Consider the following 19937-nt stretch of genomic DNA (forward strand, 5'->3'; position numbering starts at 1 on the left):
TGGTTGTCTCCTAATGCGCGGGGGCGGGCGCCGCCGCGTGATCCGGTTGAGCCAGGAACTGCCTGACGGCGTTGATCTGCGGCGCGACGTTCAGCGCCGGGGCGTGGCCGCAGTCGGGGAAGTCGATGCGCTGCGCGCGCGGCCCGCGCTGGGTCATCGCGTGCGCCACGTCGGGCAGCAGCAGGTCGGAATCGGCGCCGCGCAGCAGCAGCAGCGGCATGCGCAGGCTGTCGTAGCCCTCCCAGCGTTCGTAGTCGCCGGGGTGGTGGCTGAACTGGCCGACGATGGCAGGGTCGTAGTGCGCGGTGACGCGGCCGTCGGGCAGGCGCCGTACCGAGGTCTCGGCCATGCGGCGCCACTGTTCGTCGCTCTGCCAGCCATAGGGCTTGTAGGCGGCGCGCAGCCAGGCTTCGAGTTCGGTCACGGTATCGAACGCCGGCGGCTGGCCGGCGTAGGCCAGGATCCGGTCGATCGCGGGCTGCGGCAGCGTGGGGCCGATGTCGTTCACCACCAGGTGCGAGATGCGGTCGCGCAGCGTGGTGGCGGCCGCGTGCATGCCGGTGGCGCCGCCCATGGACGTGCCGACCCAGCGCAGGCGCGCCAGGCCCAGCCCGTCGGCCAGCGCGCGCGCCAGCCGGGCGTAGAAGTCCAGGCGGTATTCGGCGGCGGGGTCCGGGCTCCACTGCGACAGGCCGCGGCCGATGGCATCGGGACAGATGATGCGATAGTCGCCGGCCAGCGCCTGCGCCAGCTCGTCGAAGTCGCGGCCGGTGCGGGCCAGGCCGTGCCACATGATGACGGGCGGCGCGTCGGGCGCGCCCCATTCCACATAATGCAGTTCCCGGCCCTCGCAGCGCAGGTAGCGCGAGGCCGGCGTATGACGGGCGGCCTGTGCGGTCGCTTGAGTCATGGTCTCCTCCCGGATGTTCCAGGTTGTTGTGTGCTTATCCGGCTGACTATAGACTTGCGCCAGGCGCGTCCACAATGCGTCCGCCGCCCCGCAGCAGGGTGGATCAAGAATATGTAGACGCAAGATCAATTTGCGCCATTTCCCGCGTAAGGAGACCGCGCCATGCCGGACACGGAATTCGCCATTTCGGCCGATGCCGGCGCCGAACGCCACGATCGCTGGCGCGAGGCGCTGGCCGACGCCTTCGGCCCGTTCGAGGTGCACCACGGCAAGCCGGCGCAGTTCGCCGGCCACGTGCGCTACGCGCGCCGCGCCAGCCTGCAGTTCAACGATCTGCACTATCAGGGGCAGCGGCTGGAGCGCACCGCCGGCAATGTGTCGCGCCTGGACCAGGAGTTCTACACCTTCGGCCTGCCGCTGTCCGGCCCGCTGGCGGTGGTGCAGCAGGGCAGGGAGTTCCAGGTCGAGCCGGGCTGCGTGTACCTGATGAACCAGAGCCTGCCCTACCAGGCCACCGCGCTGGGGGCGGCCGGTTACCGCAGCCTGAGCGTGTCGTTTCCGCGCAGCGCGCTGTCGCAGCGCGATTCGCGCATCGGCGCGTTCCACAAGCTGCGCATCGACGACGGTTCGCCGCGAGGCGCCATGCTGGCCAGCTACATGGACCATCTGTTCAAGGGCATGGACGGCTGGTCGGACGGGGAAGTCGCTGAATTGGGCGAGCGGCTGATCGACCTGATCGCGCTGTTCATGGTGCAGGACGGGCAGGCGCAGGCCTCGGCGTCCGACAGCAGCGTGACGCTGGCGCATCGGCAGCGGGCGCTGGCCTACATGCGCCAGCATCTGGCCGATCCGGATCTGTCGCCGCAGCGGGTGGCCGACGGCTGCGGCCTGTCGGTGGCGTACCTGCACCGGATCCTGCGCGCCGGCGGAACGTCGGCCGAGGCCTTCATCTTCGAGGAGCGGCTGGAACGGTGCCGCGAACTGCTGCTCAACCCGCTGCATCGCCATCGCAGCATCGCCGAGCTCGCATATCAGGCGGGGTTTTCGCATCCCTCGCACTTCAGCCGGCTGTTCAAGCGCCGTTTCGGCATGACGCCGCGGGATTGGCGGGCCCGGTCCTGAAGGGCCGGTCCTGGCCAAAACATTCAATTCCTTGATTGATCGTGTATCGGGCCGATGGTATGTTGGCCGGATGAGCACGTCCGCAACTTCTTCACCTTCCTCCGCCCAGCGTTTCGAGGCGCTGGCCGAGATCGCCAAGACCCTGGGCCATGCCCACCGGCTGGTCCTGCTGGAACACGTGGCCCAGGGCGAGCGCGCGGTGGAACGGCTGTCCGAACTATCCGGGCTGACCGTCGCCAATACATCCCAGCATCTGCAGCACCTGCGCCGCGCCGGCCTGGTGCAGACGCGCCGCGACGGCAAGCGCGTGCTGTACCGGCTGGGCGATGGCCCCATCGCCGCGCTGCTGGCCGCCCTGGGCGCCTGCGCCGAGCATCAGCACGCCGAAATGCGCGAGGTCATCGCCGACAGCATCCACCAGCGGGAACGGCTGGACGGCGTGTCGATCACCGAACTGGTTGGCTTGCTGAAGGCCGAGAGCGTGACGCTGCTGGACGTGCGCCCGGCCGAGGAGTTCGCGCTCGGCCACCTGCCCGGCGCGGTCAACATCCCCGCCGAGGAACTGGAGCGCCGCCTGGGCGACCTGCCGGCCGGCGCCGAGATCGTGGCCTATTGCCGCGGGCCGTACTGCGTGTTGTCCAGCGAGGCGGTGACAGCGCTGCGGGCCCGCGGCATGCAGGCCCGCAGGCTGGAGGCCGGCTTCCCCGAATGGAAGGCCGCCGGCCTGCGGGTGGAGTCGCCCGACTAAGGCTTGTACTGCGTGACGCTCAGCACCGGCCCTTCGGCGCCGCTGGCCGGATCGAACTCGCAGATATCGAGCGACACGCCCGCAGTCGTGTAGCCGTAGGTTGCGATCTGTTTGGCGCGCGTGAACACGTACTGGTTCGACGGTGTGTCCCGCTGGTCGATGACGACGCCGGTGCCCAGGTGCAGGTTGCGCACGCGGAACCAGCCCGTACCCGATTGCGGCGGATTCCAGCTGACCGACACGTCTTCCAACGGCTGCCATTGCACGGTCGGGGCAGACGGCGGCGCCATCGTCGCCCAGACCGGCGCCGCGTCGGCCAGGTCGCCGTTCAGCGCCATCATCCGGCCCATTTCGTCGGCCGCCGCGTGGTAGGCCGAGGGCACCGGGTGCACCCAGCCGATCTGCGGCATTTCGTTCCAGTAGTCGTAGGCGAAGGCCGCGCCCGGCACCCAGGTGCCCACGTATATCGCCGGATCGGCGCGCGCCACGTTCACCAGCGCGTCGCGCACGGCCTTGTATTGCAGCGCAGTGCCTTCGCGCGGCGGAATCCCGTAGTAGGCGCGCAGATGCGGTTGCAGCCACAGCTTGAGCTGGGGGTTGCCGCCGTAGTCGCGCACCGTGGCGTGGATCGCCGTCAGCGCCGTGGCGGCCGCCGCGAGGATGGCGTCGCGCTGCGCCGGGTACTGGAAAATGGCGTCCGGCTCCACGCCGCCCGACCACATCATGTGCGTGAGCGGCACGCCCAGCGCCGCGATGCGCGGCTGGATGGCGAGCAGGTTGGGGCCGGGCACCGATTGCGTGTCGTCCCACCAGTAGCTGGTGCTGTACAGCAGGTCCGCGCTGGTGCGCGACAGGTGCGAGCCGCCGACCGTCAGGTTCACCGGCAGGATCTGCGCGATGTGCAGGCCGGCCGCCTGCGCCATGGCGCGACGCAGCGTGGCGGCGGCGACGCTGGACTTGCGGCCCGCGACGCCGGTGGTGCCGGGATTGCTCAGGTCCGACAGATCGGAGAAGTAGCCGCCTGTGTACGACGTGCCGGCCATGCCGACCACGGCCTGCGCCCAGCTGTTGTCCTGCACCGCCATGCCGGCGGACAGGGCCGAGGGATCGCTTTCGTAGCCGTTGGCCGCCACTTCGGTCACGCGCCAGACCAGGTAGGCGGGCGGGAAGCCGAAATCGGCCACGCCATCGTCGACGGGATAGAAGCAGTGGGCCTGGCCGCCGGGCACCTCGTAGCGGCGCAACACTTGCGCGCCCATGCCGTCCAGGATCTCGACGCGGTATTTCGCCACCGCCACCGATGCGGCGCTGGCGCGTTGCCAGTCCAGCCGTACATCGCCCCAGCTGTTGACGCGCGCGTTCAACGCCGTCGGCGGCAGGGCAGGCTCCACGCCGCCAATGCGCTGGATCAGCGCCGCGTCCAGGTAGTTGGGGCCGTCGAACACGTGCACCGGATCCAGATGCGCATAGGCCTGCAGCTGCGCTTGGTATTCGGCCGCCGTGGCGGGCATGAAGTAGGCGCCGCCGGGCGTGGGGTTCGGACGGAAGGCCTCGGCGATCATCTCGGTCTTCGGGTGCCGCGCGCGGATCAGGTCGAAGCGGGCCAGCGCCTGCTGCGGCGTCGCGCCGTGCGCGCCCACGCCGTCCTGGAACAGGATGGTCACGTCCTGCGGGATGAACGAGTCCAGCCATTGCGCGGCGGCCGCGTCGTCGACGCCGGCGCCGTAGTAGACCGACACGTACAGGGGGCGCGGCAGCTTGGACCAGATGGCGCCGAAGTCGGCGGGCGCGGCGGTGTAGGTGGGATCGATCTCCACCGGGAAATAGAAGCCGGCGGCGTTGGACGGGTATGACAGCGTGCCGAACTTCTGCGCCAGGTCGGCCAGTTCGTGGATGCGGGCGCGGGCCTGGGTCTCGTCGGACAGGCCCGGCGTGCCGATGATCATGCGCCGCCCCCAGGGCCGGGTGGCGATGTCCGCCAGGTCCAGCTGGCTGCCGTGCAGCGGCAGCCAGGGATTGGGGATGAAGGAGCTGCCGTTGACGGCCACCCATTGGAAGATCGTCGTGCCCACGCCCAGACGGTCCCATTGGCGGCGGACGTCCACGTTGGACGCCCAGGCTTGCCAGAACATGGACGCGGCCCGGGGCGCGGGAACGGAGGTAGAGGGAACGGAAGTGCTGGTCTGCATGAGAGCCTCGTTCGGATGATGGAAAGGAACATGCCCGTCCGCCGTTCCGACGCGCGTGTGGACGCAGTCGGGTTGGGAGGTCGCGGCGGGAGGAGTCCGCGGCCCGCGACGCAAAAAAGCCCGCGTGCGTGGTCGCAGGCGGGCGATGTCGGGACGGAAGGAGGGCGGGGAGCGGCGCGCGAGAGCGCCGTGACGGGCCAGGCGCAAGACGCAATGGCCCCGAGGAATTGTCTCACCGGCGCTCGCAGATCATGCCGGCCGCATGTCGCACCCGGCGCGCCGGGGCCACAAGGCTAACGGGCTCCCGAAGGAGCCCGTTGCCTCATTCCGGCTGGCGCCGGAACACGCTCAGATGTGCGTGATGTACTTCGTGACCAGGTAGCCGTCGAAGGTTTCCAGGCCGCCTTCGCTGCCGATGCCGCTGTCCTTGATGCCGCCGAACGGCGTCTCGGCCAGCGCGCTGCCGAAGTGGTTGATGTTGACCATGCCGGCTTCCAGGCCGTTGGAGACCTTGGTGGCGGTCTTCAGCGAATTGGTGAAGACATAGGACGACAGGCCGAACGGCAGGCTGTTGGCGCGCTTGAGCACTTCGTCGGTGTCGCTGAAGCGCACCACCGGCGCCACCGGGCCGAAGGGTTCCTCGGTCATCAGCATGGCGTTGTCGGGCAGGTCGGTGACCACGGTGGGGGCGAAGAAGAAGCCCTTGCGGTCCAGCGCGCCGCCGCCGACGACGACCTTGCCGCCGTGCTTCTGGGCATCCTCGACGAAGGCCGCCATGGCCGGCACGCGGCGCTCGTGCGCCAGCGGGCCCATGTCGGTGCCGGCTTCCAGGCCGTCGCCGACCTTGACGTTCTTCAGCACGTCGGTGAAGCGCGCCAGGAACTGCTCGTAGGCGCCGTTCTGCACGTAGAAGCGGGTGGGCGACACGCAGACCTGGCCGGCGTTGCGGATCTTGAACTTGGCCAGCATCTCGGCGGCGCGGTCGATGTCGGCGTCGTCGAACACCAGCACCGGCGAATGGCCGCCCAGTTCCATGGTGACGCGCTTCATGTGCGCGCCGGCCAGCGCGGCCAGCTGCTTGCCCACCGGCACCGAGCCGGTGAAGGACACCTTGCGCACGATGGGCGAGCGGATCAGGTAGTCGGAGATCTTGGCGGGCTCGCCCCAGACGATGTTCAGGCAGCCCTTGGGCAGGCCGGCCTCGTGGAACATGCGCGCGATCGCCATGACGGCGGACGGCGAATCCTCGGGCCCCTTGAGCACCACGGTGCAGCCCGCGCCCAGCGCGGCGGCGATCTTGCGGATGGCCTGGTTGTAGGGGAAGTTCCAGGGCGTGAAGGCGGCGCACACACCGATGGGCTCGCGCACCACGATCTGGCGCACGTCCGGGTTGCGCGGCGGGATCACGCGGCCGTAGATGCGGCGGCATTCCTCGGCGTGCCAGTCGGCGTGCTCGGCGCAGGACGAGACTTCGCCCACGGCCTCGGCCAGCGGCTTGCCCTGGTCCAGGGTCATGTTGCGGCCGATTTCCTTGGCGCGCTCGCGCGACAGCTGGGCGACCTTGCGCAGGATGGCGGAACGGTCCATGGGAGAGGATTTCTTCCAGGACTCGAAGGCGCGCTGGGCCGCGGCGAGCGCGCGGTCCAGGTCGGCTTCGGTGGCGTGGGGCAGCTGGCCGAGCACTTCGAGCGTGGCCGGGTTGATGACGTCCTGGGTGCGCCTGCCCTCGCCGGCGAGGAATTCGCCGTCGATATACAGCGCCAACTGTTCATACATGCCTGTCGTTCCTTGCGAAATGGGGTGGGGGCGTGAAGTTTGTCCGTGCCAGTCTAAACCAGCTTGTACGGCAAGGGGAGGACCAGTTTCGAGCGGCGGACTGGGGCCAATCCGTGCTTTCCAACCCTTGCGCCGCCGCAGGCGGGTGGACACAATGAGGGCACCATTGGCTGTCCGCACCCGATATCCACCGTGCAACCCGTCGACAAGAATCCGTCCAGCATCTACTCCCGGATTTTTTTCCGCTTCATCGACTGGCTGCGCCATCGCATCGCTCTGTCGTCACTGGTAGGCGACCACCCCATCTTCGACAACGGGCAGTTTCCCTGGGTCGCCGCCCTGGAGGCGCAGACCCCCGGCATCCGCGCCGAATTGCTGGAACTCCTTTCAGAGCGCGATCATCTTCCGTCTTTTCACGAGATTTCCCCCGATGTCGGCATGATCACGTCGGATAACCAGTGGAAGACCTTCGTCTTCATGGGCTACGGCCTGCGGTCGGACCGCAACCTGCGGCGCTGTCCGGCCACGGCCCGGGCGCTGGGCGCCATCCCCGGCCTGCGCACCGCCTTCTTCTCGATCCTGGAGCCGGGCAAGCGCATTCCGTTGCACACCGGTCCCTACAACGGCGTGCTGCGGCTGCATCTGGGCCTGGTCGTGCCGGAACCCGCCGAGCAGTGCTGGATCGAGGTCGGCGGCCAGCGCTACAGCTGGCGCGAGGGCCGGGCGGTGGTGTTCGACGATCTGTATCCCCACCAGGTCCATAACGACACCGATGGCGTGCGCGCCGTCCTGTTCGTGGATTTCGAGCGGCCGTGCCGCGCGCCGGTGAAGTGGCTGAACCGGCTGGTGCTGATGGCGGCGCCGTTCACCGACGAGATCCGCCGGGGCAAGGTCAACCACGATGCCTGGGAACGGGACTACTACGGCAAGAAGCAGGGGCGCGGCTGAATGCCCGGGGGCCGGTCCGCAAGAGGCGGGCGCGCGGCCTGGCCAATGGCTCGGGCGATGGTGGCGTGGTTAGTTTTCCACAGGCGCCACCGGGGGAATGCGCAATATTTCAACAAAGCACTTGCACGCGGATTCCAAGCGCGATAGAATGGTCAGCTTTCCCAGATTGTCGATTTGCCTGCCGGCTCGATATCGGGCGTTGCTCTGGTAGCGAACAGCTACGGAGCGATGCGCGCAAAGGCAGGAACTTCGCGAAAAGGGCCAGGAAGGGAACTTCGGGGATGAGCCCCGGTCGTACCGACCCAGCCGGAACGCGAAGCAGGCAAGTCAGGCGTGTTGGGGGAATACCCGCAGGATTTCAACCCAGGGTCGTTGCGTTGCAAGCCGTCGATTGTGCAGTGTGCAAACACAGCCAACTCGGCGCTAAAGCAGGGCGGCTGACCTGACGGGACCAAAACTGGCAGGAATTGCAGAGTTCCTAGGGGGAAAACCCCGGGAAAACCGTATTTCCAGTTAAGTTGGAACAGGAAAAATCATGATCCAAATGCAGACCACGCTGGACGTGGCCGATAACACTGGTGCGCGTCACGTCATGTGCATTAAGGTGCTCGGTGGCTCCAAGCGCCGTTATGCCGGCATCGGCGACATCATCAAGGTGAGCGTCAAGGATGCGGCCCCGCGCGGACGCGTCAAGAAAGGCGAAATTTACAATGCCGTGGTGGTTCGTACCGCCAAGGGCGTGCGCCGTAAGGACGGTTCGCTGATCCGTTTCGGTGGCAATGCCGCCGTGTTGCTCAACGCCAAGCTGGAGCCCATCGGCACCCGCATCTTCGGACCCGTTACGCGTGAACTGCGTACCGAGAAGTTCATGAAGATCGTGTCGCTGGCCCCGGAAGTGCTGTAAGGAGCCCCGCGATGAACAACATCCGTAAAGGCGACGAAGTCATCGTCCTGACCGGTCGCGACAAGAAGCGTCGCGGCACCGTGCTGGCCCGCGTCGATGCCGACCACGTCCTGGTCGAAGGCGTCAACGTCGTCAAGAAGCACATGAAAGCCAACCCGATGGCCAACAACCCGGGCGGAATCGTCGAAAAGACCATGCCGATCCACATCTCGAACGTCGCGCTGTTCAACCCGGCCACCGGCCGTGGCGATCGCGTTGGCGTCCAAGAAGTCGACGGTCGCAAGGTCCGCGTGTTCCGTTCCAATGGTGCCGTTGTCGGCGCCAAGGCGTAAGGGGCGACAGACATGTCTCGTTTGCAAGATTTCTACAAGAGCAAGGTCGCTGGCGACCTGCAAGCCAAGTTTGGCTACAAGAGCGTGATGGAAGTGCCCCGCATCACCAAGATCACCCTGAACATGGGTGTCTCGGAAGCGGTCTCCGATAAGAAAGTTATCGAGCACGCCGTCTCGGACCTGACCAAGATCGCTGGCCAAAAGCCCGTGGTGACGAAGACCAAGAAGGCTATCGCCGGCTTCAAGATCCGCGAAAACTACCCGATCGGTTGCATGGTCACGCTGCGCGGTCAACGCATGTACGAATTCCTGGATCGCCTGGTGGCGGTTGCGCTGCCTCGCGTGCGCGACTTCCGCGGTATCTCGGGTCGCGCGTTCGACGGCCGTGGCAACTACAACATCGGGGTGAAAGAGCAGATCATTTTCCCCGAAATCGAGTACGACAAGATCGACGCGCTGCGTGGGCTGAACATCAGCATCACCACTTCCGCGAAGACCGACGAAGAAGCCAAGGCGCTGCTGACCGCCTTCAGCTTCCCGTTCCGTAACTAAGGGGCTGATGACGTGGCTAAACTTTCCCTCATCAATCGCGACATCAAGCGCGCCAAGCTGGCTGACAAGTTCGCCGCCAAGCGCGCTGAGTTGAAGTCGATCATCGACGACCAGTCGAAGACCGACGAAGAACGTTACCAAGCTCGGCTCAAGCTGCAACAGCTGCCGCGCAATGCCAACCCGACGCGTCAACGTAACCGTTGCGTGGTCACCGGTCGTCCGCGCGGCGTGTTCCGCAAGTTCGGCCTGACCCGCCACAAACTGCGTGAAATGGCGATGAAGGGTGAAATCCCCGGCATCACCAAGGCCAGCTGGTAGGAGAAAGAATATGAGCATGAGCGATCCCATCGCCGATATGCTGACCCGCATTCGCAATGCGCAGCAAGTGGACAAAGTTACGGTGAGCATGCCCTCCTCGAAGCTGAAGGCGGCTATCGCCGGCGTGCTGAAGGACGAGGGCTACATCGACGGCTTCGAAGTCAAGGGCACCCAGGCCAAGCCTGAGCTCGAGATCACCCTGAAGTACTACGCTGGCCGTCCGGTCATCGAGCGCATCGAACGCGTTTCGCGTCCCGGCCTGCGCATCTACAAGGGCCGCACCAGCATTCCTCAGGTCATGAACGGCCTGGGCGTGGCTATCGTGTCGACCTCGCGTGGCGTCATGACGGACCGCAAGGCCCGCGCCAATGGCGTCGGCGGCGAAGTGCTGTGCTACGTGGCCTAAGGAGAAATTCGAATGTCACGTATCGCTAAATATCCGGTCGAACTGCCGAAGGGTGTTGAAGCCAGCATCCAGCAGGATCAGATCACCGTCAAGGGCCCGCTGGGCACCTTGACCCAAGCCCTGACTGGCGACGTCGCGGTCGCGTTGGACAACGGCAAGCTGACGTTTGTCGCCGCCAACGAAACCCGCCACGCCAACGCCATGTCGGGTACCGTGCGCGCGCTGGTGGCCAACATGGTCAACGGCGTGAGCAAGGGCTTCGAGCGCAAGCTGACCCTGGTGGGCGTGGGTTACCGCGCCTCGATCCAAGGCGACGCCGTTAAGCTGCAGCTCGGTTTCTCGCACGACGTTCTGCACAAGTTGCCGGCCGGCATCAAGGCCGAATGCCCCACCCAGACGGAAATCGTCATCAAGGGCTCCAACAAGCAGGTCGTCGGCCAGGTGGCCGCTGAACTCCGCGCGTACCGCGAACCCGAACCCTACAAGGGCAAGGGCGTGCGTTACTCGGACGAACGCGTCGTCATCAAAGAAACCAAGAAGAAATAACGGCGCACGCAAGGACGAATCATGGACAAAAAAGTTTCCCGTTTGCGTCGTGCGGTTCCGACCCGCCGGAAGATCACCGAGCTGCGCGTTCATCGCCTCTCGATTTTCCGCTCGAACCAGCACATCTACGCCAACATCATTTCGCCGGAAGGCGATCGCGTTCTGGTCAGCGCCTCGACGGTGGAAGCCGAAGTGCGTGCGCAGCTGGCTGGCCAAACCGGCCAAGGCGGCAACAAGGCCGCCGCCACGCTGGTTGGCAAGCGCGTGGCCGAAAAGGCCAAGGCTGCCGGTATCGAACTGGTCGCTTTCGATCGCTCGGGCTTTCGTTACCATGGCCGCGTGAAAGCGCTGGCCGACGCCGCGCGTGAAGCCGGCCTGAAGTTCTAAGCGAGGATCTGTCAAATGGCTAAAGTACAAGGCAAGAACGCCGCGGAAAAAGAGAACGATGACGGCCTGCGCGAGAAGATGATCGCGGTCAACCGCGTCAGCAAGGTCGTGAAGGGTGGTCGCACCATGAGCTTCGCCGCGCTGACCGTGGTTGGCGATGGCGACGGCCGCGTCGGCATGGGCAAGGGCAAGGCGCGTGAAGTGCCGGTGTCGGTCCAGAAGGCGATGGAACAGGCCCGCCGCGGCATGTTCAAGGTTGCGCTGAAGAACGGCACGCTGCACCACACCGTGGTCGGCAAGCATGGCGCCGCTACCGTGCTGATTTCGCCCGCTGCTGAAGGTACCGGCGTGATCGCCGGCGGCCCGATGCGCGCTATTTTCGAAGTGATGGGTGTGCGTAACGTGGTTGCCAAGAGCCTGGGCTCGAGCAACCCCTACAACATGGTTCGCGCCACGTTGAATGGCCTGCGCGCCTCCCTGACCCCGGCGGATGTTGCTGCCAAGCGCGGCAAGACCGTCGAAGAGATCCTGGGGTAAATCATGGCTCAGAAGCAGATCAAAGTGACCCTCGTGCGCTCCGTGATCGGTACCAAGCAATCGCACCGTGACACGGTTCGCGGTCTGGGCTTGGGCCGTATCAACAGCAGCCGCGTGCTGGTCGATACGCCCGAGGTGCGTGGGATGATCCGTAAGGTGGATTATCTCGTTTCCGTCTCGGAAGCCTAAGGAATCACCATGTCGGATATGCAACTCAATACGCTGAAGCCCGCTGAGGGCAGCAAGCACGCCAAGCGCCGCGTCGGCCGTGGCATCGGTTCGGGTCTGGGTAAGACCGCCGGCCGTGGTCACAAGGGTCAGAAGTCGCGCTCGGGCGGTTTCCATAAGGTTGGCTTCGAAGGCGGTCAGATGCCGCTGCAGCGTCGCCTGCCCAAGCGCGGTTTCACGCCGCTGGGCCAGCACCTGTACGCCGAAGTGCGTCTGTCGGAACTGCAAGCCGTGCCCGTCGACGAAATCGACGTGCAAGTGCTGAAGGCCGCTGGCGTGATTGGCCAGGCGGTTCGTTTCGCCAAGGTCATCAAGTCGGGTGAAATCTCGCGCAAGGTTGTGCTCAAGGGCATTTCCGCGACGGCCGGCGCTCGCGCCGCCATCGAAGCCGCGGGCGGCTCGCTTGCCTGATCACGAGGTGACGAGTGGCTAACGCGCAGGCATTGGGCAAAACCGGAGCACGGTACGGCGACCTAAAGCGCCGCCTCGTGTTCCTGGTGCTCGCCCTGGTGGTTTACCGTTTGGGTACACACATCCCCGTGCCGGGCATCAACCCGGATGCGCTGGCGGACCTGTTCCGCCAGAACCAGGGCGGGATCCTGGGCCTGTTCAACATGTTCTCGGGCGGGGCGCTCTCGCGCTTCTCGATTTTTGCCCTGGGGATCATGCCGTACATTTCGGCATCCATCATCATGCAGCTGATGTCTGTGGTGGTGCCGTCGCTGGAAGCGCTCAAGAAAGAGGGCGAAGCCGGTCGTCGGAAGATCACCCAATACACCCGCTACGGCACGGTCGTGCTGGCGCTGGTGCAGGCTGTGGGCATTTCGGTTGCGCTTGAGTCCCAGCAGGGACTGGTGATCGATCCGGGCATGCTGTTCCGCTTCACGACCGTCGTGACCCTGGTCACCGGCACCATGTTCGTCATGTGGCTGGGTGAGCAGATCACGGAACGCGGTCTGGGCAACGGGATTTCGATCCTGATCTTCGCCGGTATCGTTGCGGGTCTGCCCGCCGCGCTGGCCGCGCTGCTGGATCTGGTTCGCACCAACTCGATGTCTGTGCTGTCTGCGCTGTTCATCGTGGCTCTGGTGGTGCTGGTGACCGCTTTTGTGGTGTTCGTGGAACGCGGACAGCGCAAGATCACGGTCAACTACGCCAAGCGCCAGGTCGGCAACAAGGTCTACGGCGGGCAAAGCTCGCACCTGCCCTTGAAGCTGAACATGGCTGGGGTGATTCCGCCGATCTTCGCGTCGTCGATCATCCTGTTCCCGGCCACGATCACGAGCTGGTTTTCCAGCAGCGAGAACATGCGCTGGCTTAGCGACCTGGCTGCGGCCCTGTCGCCTCGTCAACCGCTCTACATCACGCTGTACTCGGTCGCGATTATTTTCTTCTGCTTTTTCTACACGGCTCTGGTGTTCAACAGCCGCGAAACGGCGGACAACCTGAAGAAGAGCGGCGCATTCGTTCCGGGCATCCGTCCGGGTGAACAAACGGCGCGCTACATCGACAAGATCCTGATGCGTTTGACGCTCGCAGGTGCCATCTACATCACGTTGGTGTGCCTGTTGCCGGAATTCTTGGTGATGCGCTGGAATGTGCCCTTCTACTTCGGTGGTACGTCCCTGCTGATCATTGTGGTGGTGACGATGGATTTCATGGCGCAGGTTCAGGCCTACATGATGTCTCACCAGTACGACTCGTTGCTCAAGAAGGCTAACTTCAAGGGCGCGGGTTTGCCGATGCGGTAAGCAAAAGAATGTCCAAGGACGACGTCATTCAGATGCAAGGCGAGGTTCTTGAGAACCTCCCCAACGCGACATTTCGCGTCAAGCTCGAAAACGGCCACGTGGTGTTGGGCCATATTTCCGGCAAGATGCGTATGCATTACATCCGGATCCTGCCGGGTGACAAGGTCACAGTGGAGCTCACGCCCTATGACCTGACGCGGGCCAGGATTGTGTTCCGCTCCAAGTGAGCGGATACGGATTACGGAAAATTAGGAGTCAACCATGAAAGTAATGGCATCGGTTAAGCGGATCTGCCGCAACTGCAAAGTTATCAAACGTCACGGCGTCGTGCGTGTCATCTGCACCGACCCGCGTCATAAGCAGCGTCAAGGCTAACCCGGGTTAGCGACTACGCAACGGATTTATTCAAGGAACAGTCATGGCCCGTATTGCTGGCATTAACATTCCGCCGCAACAGCACGCCGAGATCGGCCTGACCGCCATTTTTGGCATCGGTCGTACCCGCGCTCGCAAGATCTGCGAATCGGCGAACGTCCCGTTTGACAAAAAGGTCAAGGATCTGACCGACGCTGAACTGGAACGCGTCCGCGAACACGTTGGTTTGTTCACGGTTGAAGGCGACCTGCGTCGTGAAGTGCAGCTCTCGATCAAGCGTTTGATCGACCTGGGAACCTACCGCGGCATGCGCCACAAGCGCGGCCTGCCCGTGCGCGGCCAGCGCACTCGCACCAACGCTCGCACCCGCAAGGGACCGCGTCGTGCTGCTGCGTCCCTGAAGAAATAATCGAGGAACTGGATTATGGCGAAAGCTTCCACCAGCGGCGCTTCGCGCGTGCGCAAAAAGGTCAAGAAGAACGTCTCGGACGGCATCGCGCACGTTCACGCTTCGTTCAACAACACCATCATCACCATCACCGACCGTCAGGGCAACGCGCTGTCGTGGGCCACGTCGGGCGGTGCTGGCTTCAAGGGCTCGCGTAAGTCGACCCCGTTCGCCGCGCAGGTCGCCGCTGAAACGGCTGGCCGCGTTGCGCTGGAATACGGCATCAAGACGCTGGAAGTGCGCATCAAGGGCCCCGGCCCCGGCCGTGAATCGTCGGTCCGCGCCCTGAACGCGCTGGGCATCAAGATCTCGAGCATCGCCGACATCACGCCCGTTCCGCACAACGGCTGCCGTCCGCCGAAGCGTCGTCGTATCTAAAGGGAATCCACATGGCACGTTATATTGGACCCAAATGCAAGCTCTCGCGCCGCGAGGGTACTGACCTGTTCCTGAAGAGCGCCCGTCGCTCGCTGGATTCCAAGTGCAAGCTGGATTCCAAGCCTGGCCAACACGGCCGCACTTCGGGCGCCCGCACTTCCGACTACGGCCTGCAGCTGCGCGAAAAGCAAAAGCTCAAGCGCATGTACGGCGTGCTGGAAAAGCAATTCCGCAAGTACTTCGCTGAAGCCGAGCGTCGCCGTGGCAACACCGGCGAAACGCTGATCCAGCTGCTGGAATCGCGCCTGGACAACGTCGTCTACCGCATGGGCTTCGGCTCGACCCGCGCCGAAGCTCGCCAGCTGGTGAGCCACCGCGCCGTCGAACTGAACGGCCACACCGCCGACATCGCTTCGATGCTGGTCAAGGCTGGCGACGTCATCACGATCCGCGAAAAGGCCAAGAAGCAAGGCCGTATCAAGGAATCGCTCGACCTGGCCAACAGCATCGGCATCCCCCAGTGGGTGGAAGTCGACGCCGCCAAGATGACCGGCACGTTCAAGTCGGCCCCCGATCGCGCTGACGTCGCTCGCGACATCAACGAATCGATGGTCGTGGAACTGTACTCGCGTTAATCGCCGGCCTGGAGCCGCCACGCGCCACCTTCGCAGGCGCATCGGCGGTTCCCTGCGACACGTCTGCAAGTCCCGCAGCAGCCCGCTACGCCGTTTTCGGCGCAGCGGGCTTTGCGGTAGTAAAGGGCCGCGTTCTTCGCGCCCCGTTTTTCAAGTTTCACCCTGTCCATCAGCCTTATCGGTGTAACGAGCCGAGGGTATTGAAAAGGAACAAAATCGATGTCCACTCAAGGTTTCCTGAAGCCGCGCTCCATTGAAGTCGAACCGGTCGGCACCCACCATGCCAAGATCGTGATGGAGCCGTTCGAGCGTGGCTACGGTCACACGCTGGGCAACGCCCTGCGCCGCATCCTGCTGTCCTCGATGACCGGCTACGCGCCGACCGAAGTGCAGATGACCGGCGTGGTGCACGAATACTCGACCATCCCGGGCGTTCGCGAAGATGTCGTCGACATCCTGCTGAACCTGAAGGGCGTGGTCTTCAAGCTGCACAACCGCGACGAAGTCACCCTGGTCCTGCGCAAGACCGGCGCCGGCACCGTGCTGGCCAGCGACATCGAGCTGCCGCACGACGTCGAGATCATCAATCCCGGCCACGCCATCTGCAACCTGACGGATGCCGGCAAGCTGGAAATGCAGATCAAGGTCGAAAAGGGCCGCGGCTACGTGCCGGGCAACGTGCGCGCGCTGTCGGAAGACCGTACCCACACCATCGGCCGCATCGTGCTGGACGCTTCGTTCAGCCCGGTCCGTCGCGTCAGCTACGCCGTTGAAAGTGCCCGCGTGGAACAGCGCACCGATCTGGACAAGCTGGTCCTGGACATCGAAACCAACGGCGTGATCTCGCCCGAGGAAGCGGTGCGCCAGTCGGCCCGCATCCTGATGGACCAGATCTCGGTCTTCGCCGCCCTGGAAGGTGCTGGCGATTCCTACGAAGCCCCGGTCCGCGGCACGCCGCAGATCGACCCGGTCCTGCTGCGTCCGGTCGACGACCTGGAACTGACCGTGCGTTCGGCCAACTGCCTGAAGGCCGAAAACATCTACTACATCGGCGACCTGATCCAGCGTACCGAGAACGAACTGCTCAAGACCCCGAACCTGGGCCGCAAGTCGCTCAACGAGATCAAGGAAGTGCTGGCCGCACGCGGCCTGACGCTGGGCATGAAGCTCGAAAACTGGCCCCCGCTGGGCCTGGAGCGTCCCTAAGCATCACCCGGGCGGCGCGCCGCAAGGCATGCTGCCCGCAACGCCCGGCCGGTTGGCCGGGCGGTTTGCGAAATCGTCGTAAAATGCACCGTTTTTCACCGGACCGCGGCCTGATTGCAGGTTGATAGAAGAGCCGGCAACCCGATGGCGGAAACGCCGTCTTTAGATTCAAAGGAAACTTATCATGCGTCACGGTAATGGCTTGCGTAAGCTCAACCGCACCAGCAGTCACCGTCTTGCCATGTTCCGCAACATGGCCGTTTCGCTGATCACTCACGAAGCGATCAAGACCACGCTGCCGAAGGCGAAAGAATTGCGCCGCGTCATCGAACCCCTGATCACGCTGGGCAAGGAGCCCACGCTCGCGAACAAGCGTCTGGCTTTTGCCCGTCTGCGCGATCGCGACGCCGTGGTGAAGCTCTTCGCCGAAATCGGTCCGCGCTACGCGAACCGCAACGGCGGCTACACCCGCGTGCTGAAGATGGGCTTCCGTCAAGGCGACAACGCTCCCATGGCTTTCATGGAGCTGGTCGACCGTCCGGAAGTCGATGAAGCCGCTGAAGACAGCGCCGCCGAATAAGTTGTAGGCGGTAGCGATAAGCGACAAGGGCAGGTCTTCGGACCTGCCCTTGTTTTTTGTGCGCGGCGATTCGCGCCGCCCTTCAGCCGGCGCGCGCCGGCTCGCCGTGCAATTCGCCGCGCAGCTGGGCCGCGGTCGCGGCCAGTTCCTCTTGCGGGGCCTGCGGCGGCATGGTGAAGGTGAGGTCCTTCTGCACGATGTACTGCGTCGACGTCACGTCCTGCGGGTCGTGCATGGGGATCACATGGGCGTGGGCGTGTGCCACGTGGATGCCGGTGAAGGCAAAGCCCACCCGGTCCACGCCATACAGGCGCTTCATGTGCCGTCCCAGCTTCTGCCCCAGGTTCAGGATGTGGCCGGCCAGGTCCGCCGGCATGTCCTCGAAATAGGGATAGTGCTGCTTGGGAATGATGAGCGTGTGGCCGGGCCGCACCGGCTGGATGTCCAGGAACGCCAGCAGGCGGTCATCCTCGTGCAGGATGTGGGCGGGAATCTCGCGGCGGGCGATGCGGCAGAACAGGCAATTGTCGGACATGCGGGCCTCTGTTTGATCATGAGCAGACGAGCATGAGGGCACGGGCATCCGGCGGCGCCGGACGGCTGCGGCAATATCGATAAAATACCCCGAGTTACATCCCGCAAGGGTATTCCCTGGAGGTTGCATGTTGCGCGACGACGACGTGGTGCTGATCATCAGCAATGCGCCCGACCTGCTGTTGGCGAAACGGATCGCGCACGTGCTGGTCGAAGACGGCCTGGCGGCCTGCGTGAACCTCGGCGCGCCGGGCCTGTCCATCTACATGTGGCAAGGCGAGGTGGAAGGGGCCGAGGAAGTGCCCATCCACATCAAGACCACCTACGCGCGCCATGCGGCGGTCGTTGCCGCGCTGGCGCAGATGCATCCCTACGATGTGCCCGAAATCATCGTGCTGCCCGTGATCGGCGGCGCGGCGCCCTACCTGGACTGGGTGCGCGAACAGACGGCCATCGTGCAGAACAAGAGAGACTGATGTTGCAATTTGCCGGTATGGCTGGCGGCCGCGCCCTGCGCCCGTCCAGGACGGATCTTGCCAGGCGGCTGTTCGCGCTGCTGGCCCTGGCGCTGCTGTGGCTGGGCTGGAACGCCGCCGCGCGCGCCGAGGCCGAATTCCTGGATCCCGAAAAGGCCTTCGTCTTCAGCGCCGCCATGAGCGCGCCGGACACCGTCGAACTGCGCTACCGCGTCGCGCCCGGCTACTACATGTACCGCGAGCGCTTCGGCATCACCATCAGCCCGATGGGCGCGGCCACGCTGGGCGAGGCCGTCTATCCGAAGGGCGAGGTGAAGTACGACCCCACGTTCGAGAAGGACATGGAGGTCTACCACCAGGACGTGATCGTGCGCGTGCCAGTGCAACCTGGCGGCCAGGCCTTCACGCTGACCGCCACCTCGCAAGGCTGCGCCGACGCCGGCCTGTGCTATCCGCCCATGGACCACAGCGTGAAGCTGACCCCCGTGCAGGGCGGCTACGCCGTCGCGGGCGGCGCGCTGGCCGGGGCTGGCGCGGCGGCATCGGGCGGCTCATCCGCCAGCGGCCTGGGCGGCCTGCTGAGCGCGGGCGACACCGGGCTGGCCGACGCGCTGGGCGGACTGGGCTGGGCCAAGACCGCCGGCGTGTTCCTGGTGCTGGGCCTGCTGCTGGCCTTCACGCCCTGCGTGCTGCCGATGATCCCGATCCTGTCGTCCATCGTGGTGGGCGGCACGGCGCCCGGCGCCAAGCCCGCGCGCGGACGCGGGCTGGGCCTGGCCGCCACCTATGTGCTGGGCATGTCCGTCGTGTACACCGCGCTGGGCGTGGCCGCCGGCCTGAGCGGCGCGGGCCTGGCCGCCTGGCTGCAGACGCCCTGGATCCTGAGCCTGTTCGCCGCGTTGCTGGCGGTGCTGGCGCTGGCCATGTTCGACGTGTTCACGTTCCAGATGCCCTCCGGCATCCAGGCACGTCTGTCGGAGCGCTCGTCGCGCATTCCGGGCGGGCGCTACACCGGCGCGCTGCTGATGGGCGCGTTGTCGGCCCTGATCGTCGGGCCTTGCGTGGCCGCGCCGCTGGCCGGCGCGCTGCTGTACATCTCGCAGACCGGCGACGTGGTGCTGGGCGGTTCCGCCCTGTTCGCGATGGCCTGGGGCATGGGCGTGCCGCTGCTGATCGTGGGCGCCTCGTCGGGCGCGCTGCTGCCCAAGGCCGGCCCGTGGATGGACGGCGTCAAGCGCCTGTTCGGCATGCTGTTGCTGGCAACGGCGTGGTGGATGCTGATCCCGGTGGTGCCGACCTGGGTGCAGATGACGGGCTGGGCCTTCCTGGCCATCGTGGCCGCCGTGATGCTGCGCGCCTTCGATGCGCTGCCGGCCGGCGCTGGCGCGGGCCGCATGTTCGGCAAGGGCCTGGGCCTGCTGCTGGCGCTGGCCGCGGCGGCCTGGCTGGTCGGCGCCGCGAGCGGCGGCCGCGACGTGCTGCAGCCGCTGGGTCATCTGGCAGCGGGCGGCGGCAACGTCGCCACGCCGGGCGCGGCGGCCGCTGGCGAGGCGCACTTCAAGCGCGTGCGCACCATCGCCGAGCTGGATGCCGCGCTGGCGCAGAGCCGCCAGCCGGTGATGCTGGATTTCTATGCCGACTGGTGCGTGTC

27 protein-coding genes are annotated in these 19937 nt (G+C 65.4%); 23 read left to right on the top strand and 4 right to left on the bottom strand.

Going from position 1 to position 19937, the window contains the following annotated elements; translation table 11 throughout:
- Positions 1–10: 10 nt before the first annotated feature.
- Positions 11–910, bottom strand: coding sequence for an alpha/beta hydrolase (locus KDH83_RS13185; RefSeq protein WP_212316350.1), 900 nt, complete (start codon positions 908–910; stop codon positions 11–13).
- 162 nt (positions 911–1072) lie between these two features.
- Between KDH83_RS13185 and KDH83_RS13190 the strand changes: the two genes are divergently transcribed.
- Together KDH83_RS13190 and KDH83_RS13195 are read left to right on the top strand one after the other, a co-directional pair.
- Positions 1073–2032 carry a helix-turn-helix domain-containing protein gene (locus KDH83_RS13190; protein ID WP_212316352.1) on the top strand — a complete coding sequence of 320 codons (960 nt, stop codon included), beginning with the start codon at positions 1073–1075 and terminating at the stop codon, positions 2030–2032.
- 70 nt (positions 2033–2102) lie between these two features.
- The gene (locus tag KDH83_RS13195) at positions 2103–2780 is read left to right on the top strand and encodes a metalloregulator ArsR/SmtB family transcription factor (protein ID WP_212316354.1); all 678 of its coding nucleotides are present in this window, start codon (positions 2103–2105) and stop codon (positions 2778–2780) included.
- On the opposite strand, the gene KDH83_RS13200 is transcribed toward KDH83_RS13195, so the two are convergent.
- Positions 2777–4969 (bottom strand): hypothetical protein, encoded by a 2193-nt coding sequence (locus tag KDH83_RS13200; protein ID WP_212316356.1) that lies wholly within the window; start codon positions 4967–4969, stop codon positions 2777–2779. The two genes, KDH83_RS13195 and KDH83_RS13200, sit on opposite strands and share 4 nt — an antisense overlap.
- A 348-nt stretch (positions 4970–5317) precedes the next feature.
- Entirely contained in the window at positions 5318–6745 is a 1428-nt protein-coding gene (locus tag KDH83_RS13205; protein ID WP_103271728.1) for an NAD-dependent succinate-semialdehyde dehydrogenase, read from the bottom strand.
- A 192-nt stretch (positions 6746–6937) separates the two neighbouring features.
- Here KDH83_RS13205 and KDH83_RS13210 point away from each other — a divergent pair, with 192 nt between their 5' ends.
- The 19 genes from KDH83_RS13210 to rplQ all read left to right on the top strand — a co-directional run bounded on the left by KDH83_RS13210 (position 6938) and on the right by rplQ (position 17276).
- A complete protein-coding gene (locus KDH83_RS13210) occupies positions 6938–7693 on the top strand; it encodes an aspartyl/asparaginyl beta-hydroxylase domain-containing protein (RefSeq protein WP_212316358.1) in 756 nt (251 codons plus the stop codon).
- Between the two features lie 535 nt (positions 7694–8228).
- Positions 8229–8597, top strand: a complete 369-nt coding sequence (rplN, locus tag KDH83_RS13215) for a 50S ribosomal protein L14 (RefSeq protein WP_006216531.1) — start codon at positions 8229–8231, stop codon at positions 8595–8597.
- A gap of 11 nt (positions 8598–8608) precedes the next feature.
- Positions 8609–8929: a 50S ribosomal protein L24 gene (rplX, locus tag KDH83_RS13220; protein ID WP_103271726.1), complete on the top strand. Its 321-nt coding sequence runs from the start codon at positions 8609–8611 to the stop codon at positions 8927–8929.
- A gap of 12 nt (positions 8930–8941) precedes the next feature.
- Positions 8942–9481 (top strand): 50S ribosomal protein L5, encoded by a 540-nt coding sequence (gene rplE / locus KDH83_RS13225; protein ID WP_006216529.1) that lies wholly within the window; start codon positions 8942–8944, stop codon positions 9479–9481.
- 12 nt (positions 9482–9493) lie between these two features.
- Positions 9494–9799 (top strand): 30S ribosomal protein S14, encoded by a 306-nt coding sequence (rpsN, locus tag KDH83_RS13230; RefSeq protein WP_006227037.1) that lies wholly within the window; start codon positions 9494–9496, stop codon positions 9797–9799.
- A 10-nt stretch (positions 9800–9809) separates the two neighbouring features.
- Entirely contained in the window at positions 9810–10205 is a 396-nt protein-coding gene (rpsH, locus tag KDH83_RS13235; RefSeq protein ID WP_103271724.1) for a 30S ribosomal protein S8, read from the top strand.
- Between the two features lie 12 nt (positions 10206–10217).
- Positions 10218–10751 carry a 50S ribosomal protein L6 gene (rplF, locus tag KDH83_RS13240; RefSeq protein WP_103271723.1) on the top strand — a complete coding sequence of 178 codons (534 nt, stop codon included), beginning with the start codon at positions 10218–10220 and terminating at the stop codon, positions 10749–10751.
- Positions 10752–10772: 21 nt separating this feature from the next.
- Positions 10773–11138 (top strand): 50S ribosomal protein L18, encoded by a 366-nt coding sequence (gene rplR, locus KDH83_RS13245; protein ID WP_212316366.1) that lies wholly within the window; start codon positions 10773–10775, stop codon positions 11136–11138.
- Between the two features lie 15 nt (positions 11139–11153).
- Positions 11154–11675, top strand: coding sequence for a 30S ribosomal protein S5 (rpsE, locus tag KDH83_RS13250; protein WP_006389628.1), 522 nt, complete (start codon positions 11154–11156; stop codon positions 11673–11675).
- A 3-nt stretch (positions 11676–11678) separates the two neighbouring features.
- A complete protein-coding gene (gene rpmD / locus KDH83_RS13255) occupies positions 11679–11864 on the top strand; it encodes a 50S ribosomal protein L30 (RefSeq protein ID WP_006216520.1) in 186 nt (61 codons plus the stop codon).
- Between the two features lie 9 nt (positions 11865–11873).
- Positions 11874–12314, top strand: coding sequence for a 50S ribosomal protein L15 (rplO, locus tag KDH83_RS13260; RefSeq protein WP_103271721.1), 441 nt, complete (start codon positions 11874–11876; stop codon positions 12312–12314).
- A 14-nt stretch (positions 12315–12328) separates the two neighbouring features.
- Positions 12329–13654, top strand: coding sequence for a preprotein translocase subunit SecY (gene secY, locus KDH83_RS13265; RefSeq protein ID WP_103271720.1), 1326 nt, complete (start codon positions 12329–12331; stop codon positions 13652–13654).
- 8 nt (positions 13655–13662) lie between these two features.
- On the top strand, positions 13663–13881 hold the full coding sequence (gene infA / locus KDH83_RS13270) for a translation initiation factor IF-1 (protein WP_003806927.1): 219 nt from the start codon (positions 13663–13665) through the stop codon (positions 13879–13881).
- Positions 13882–13915: 34 nt separating this feature from the next.
- Positions 13916–14029, top strand: a complete 114-nt coding sequence (rpmJ, locus tag KDH83_RS13275) for a 50S ribosomal protein L36 (RefSeq protein WP_003806928.1) — start codon at positions 13916–13918, stop codon at positions 14027–14029.
- 43 nt (positions 14030–14072) lie between these two features.
- On the top strand, positions 14073–14438 hold the full coding sequence (gene rpsM / locus KDH83_RS13280) for a 30S ribosomal protein S13 (RefSeq protein ID WP_103271719.1): 366 nt from the start codon (positions 14073–14075) through the stop codon (positions 14436–14438).
- A gap of 15 nt (positions 14439–14453) precedes the next feature.
- The gene (rpsK, locus tag KDH83_RS13285; protein ID WP_006216516.1) at positions 14454–14855 is read left to right on the top strand and encodes a 30S ribosomal protein S11; all 402 of its coding nucleotides are present in this window, start codon (positions 14454–14456) and stop codon (positions 14853–14855) included.
- Positions 14856–14866: 11 nt separating this feature from the next.
- The gene (gene rpsD / locus KDH83_RS13290) at positions 14867–15490 is read left to right on the top strand and encodes a 30S ribosomal protein S4 (RefSeq protein ID WP_212316374.1); all 624 of its coding nucleotides are present in this window, start codon (positions 14867–14869) and stop codon (positions 15488–15490) included.
- Between the two features lie 219 nt (positions 15491–15709).
- A complete protein-coding gene (gene rpoA, locus KDH83_RS13295; protein ID WP_006216514.1) occupies positions 15710–16696 on the top strand; it encodes a DNA-directed RNA polymerase subunit alpha in 987 nt (328 codons plus the stop codon).
- Positions 16697–16880: 184 nt separating this feature from the next.
- Positions 16881–17276 (top strand): 50S ribosomal protein L17, encoded by a 396-nt coding sequence (rplQ, locus tag KDH83_RS13300; protein ID WP_103271717.1) that lies wholly within the window; start codon positions 16881–16883, stop codon positions 17274–17276.
- Positions 17277–17358: 82 nt separating this feature from the next.
- Here rplQ and KDH83_RS13305 read toward each other — a convergent pair whose 3' ends face one another.
- Positions 17359–17811, bottom strand: a complete 453-nt coding sequence (locus KDH83_RS13305) for an HIT family protein (protein WP_212316376.1) — start codon at positions 17809–17811, stop codon at positions 17359–17361.
- Between the two features lie 127 nt (positions 17812–17938).
- Between KDH83_RS13305 and cutA the strand changes: the two genes are divergently transcribed.
- The gene (cutA, locus tag KDH83_RS13310; protein WP_212316378.1) at positions 17939–18286 is read left to right on the top strand and encodes a divalent-cation tolerance protein CutA; all 348 of its coding nucleotides are present in this window, start codon (positions 17939–17941) and stop codon (positions 18284–18286) included.
- A 17-nt stretch (positions 18287–18303) separates the two neighbouring features.
- A partial coding sequence (gene dsbD, locus KDH83_RS13315; protein ID WP_249205083.1) for a protein-disulfide reductase DsbD occupies positions 18304–19937 on the top strand: 1634 nt, incomplete at its 3' end.

The organism is Achromobacter sp. Marseille-Q0513 (assembly GCF_018195695.1).
Taxonomy (GTDB): domain Bacteria; phylum Pseudomonadota; class Gammaproteobacteria; order Burkholderiales; family Burkholderiaceae_B; genus Achromobacter.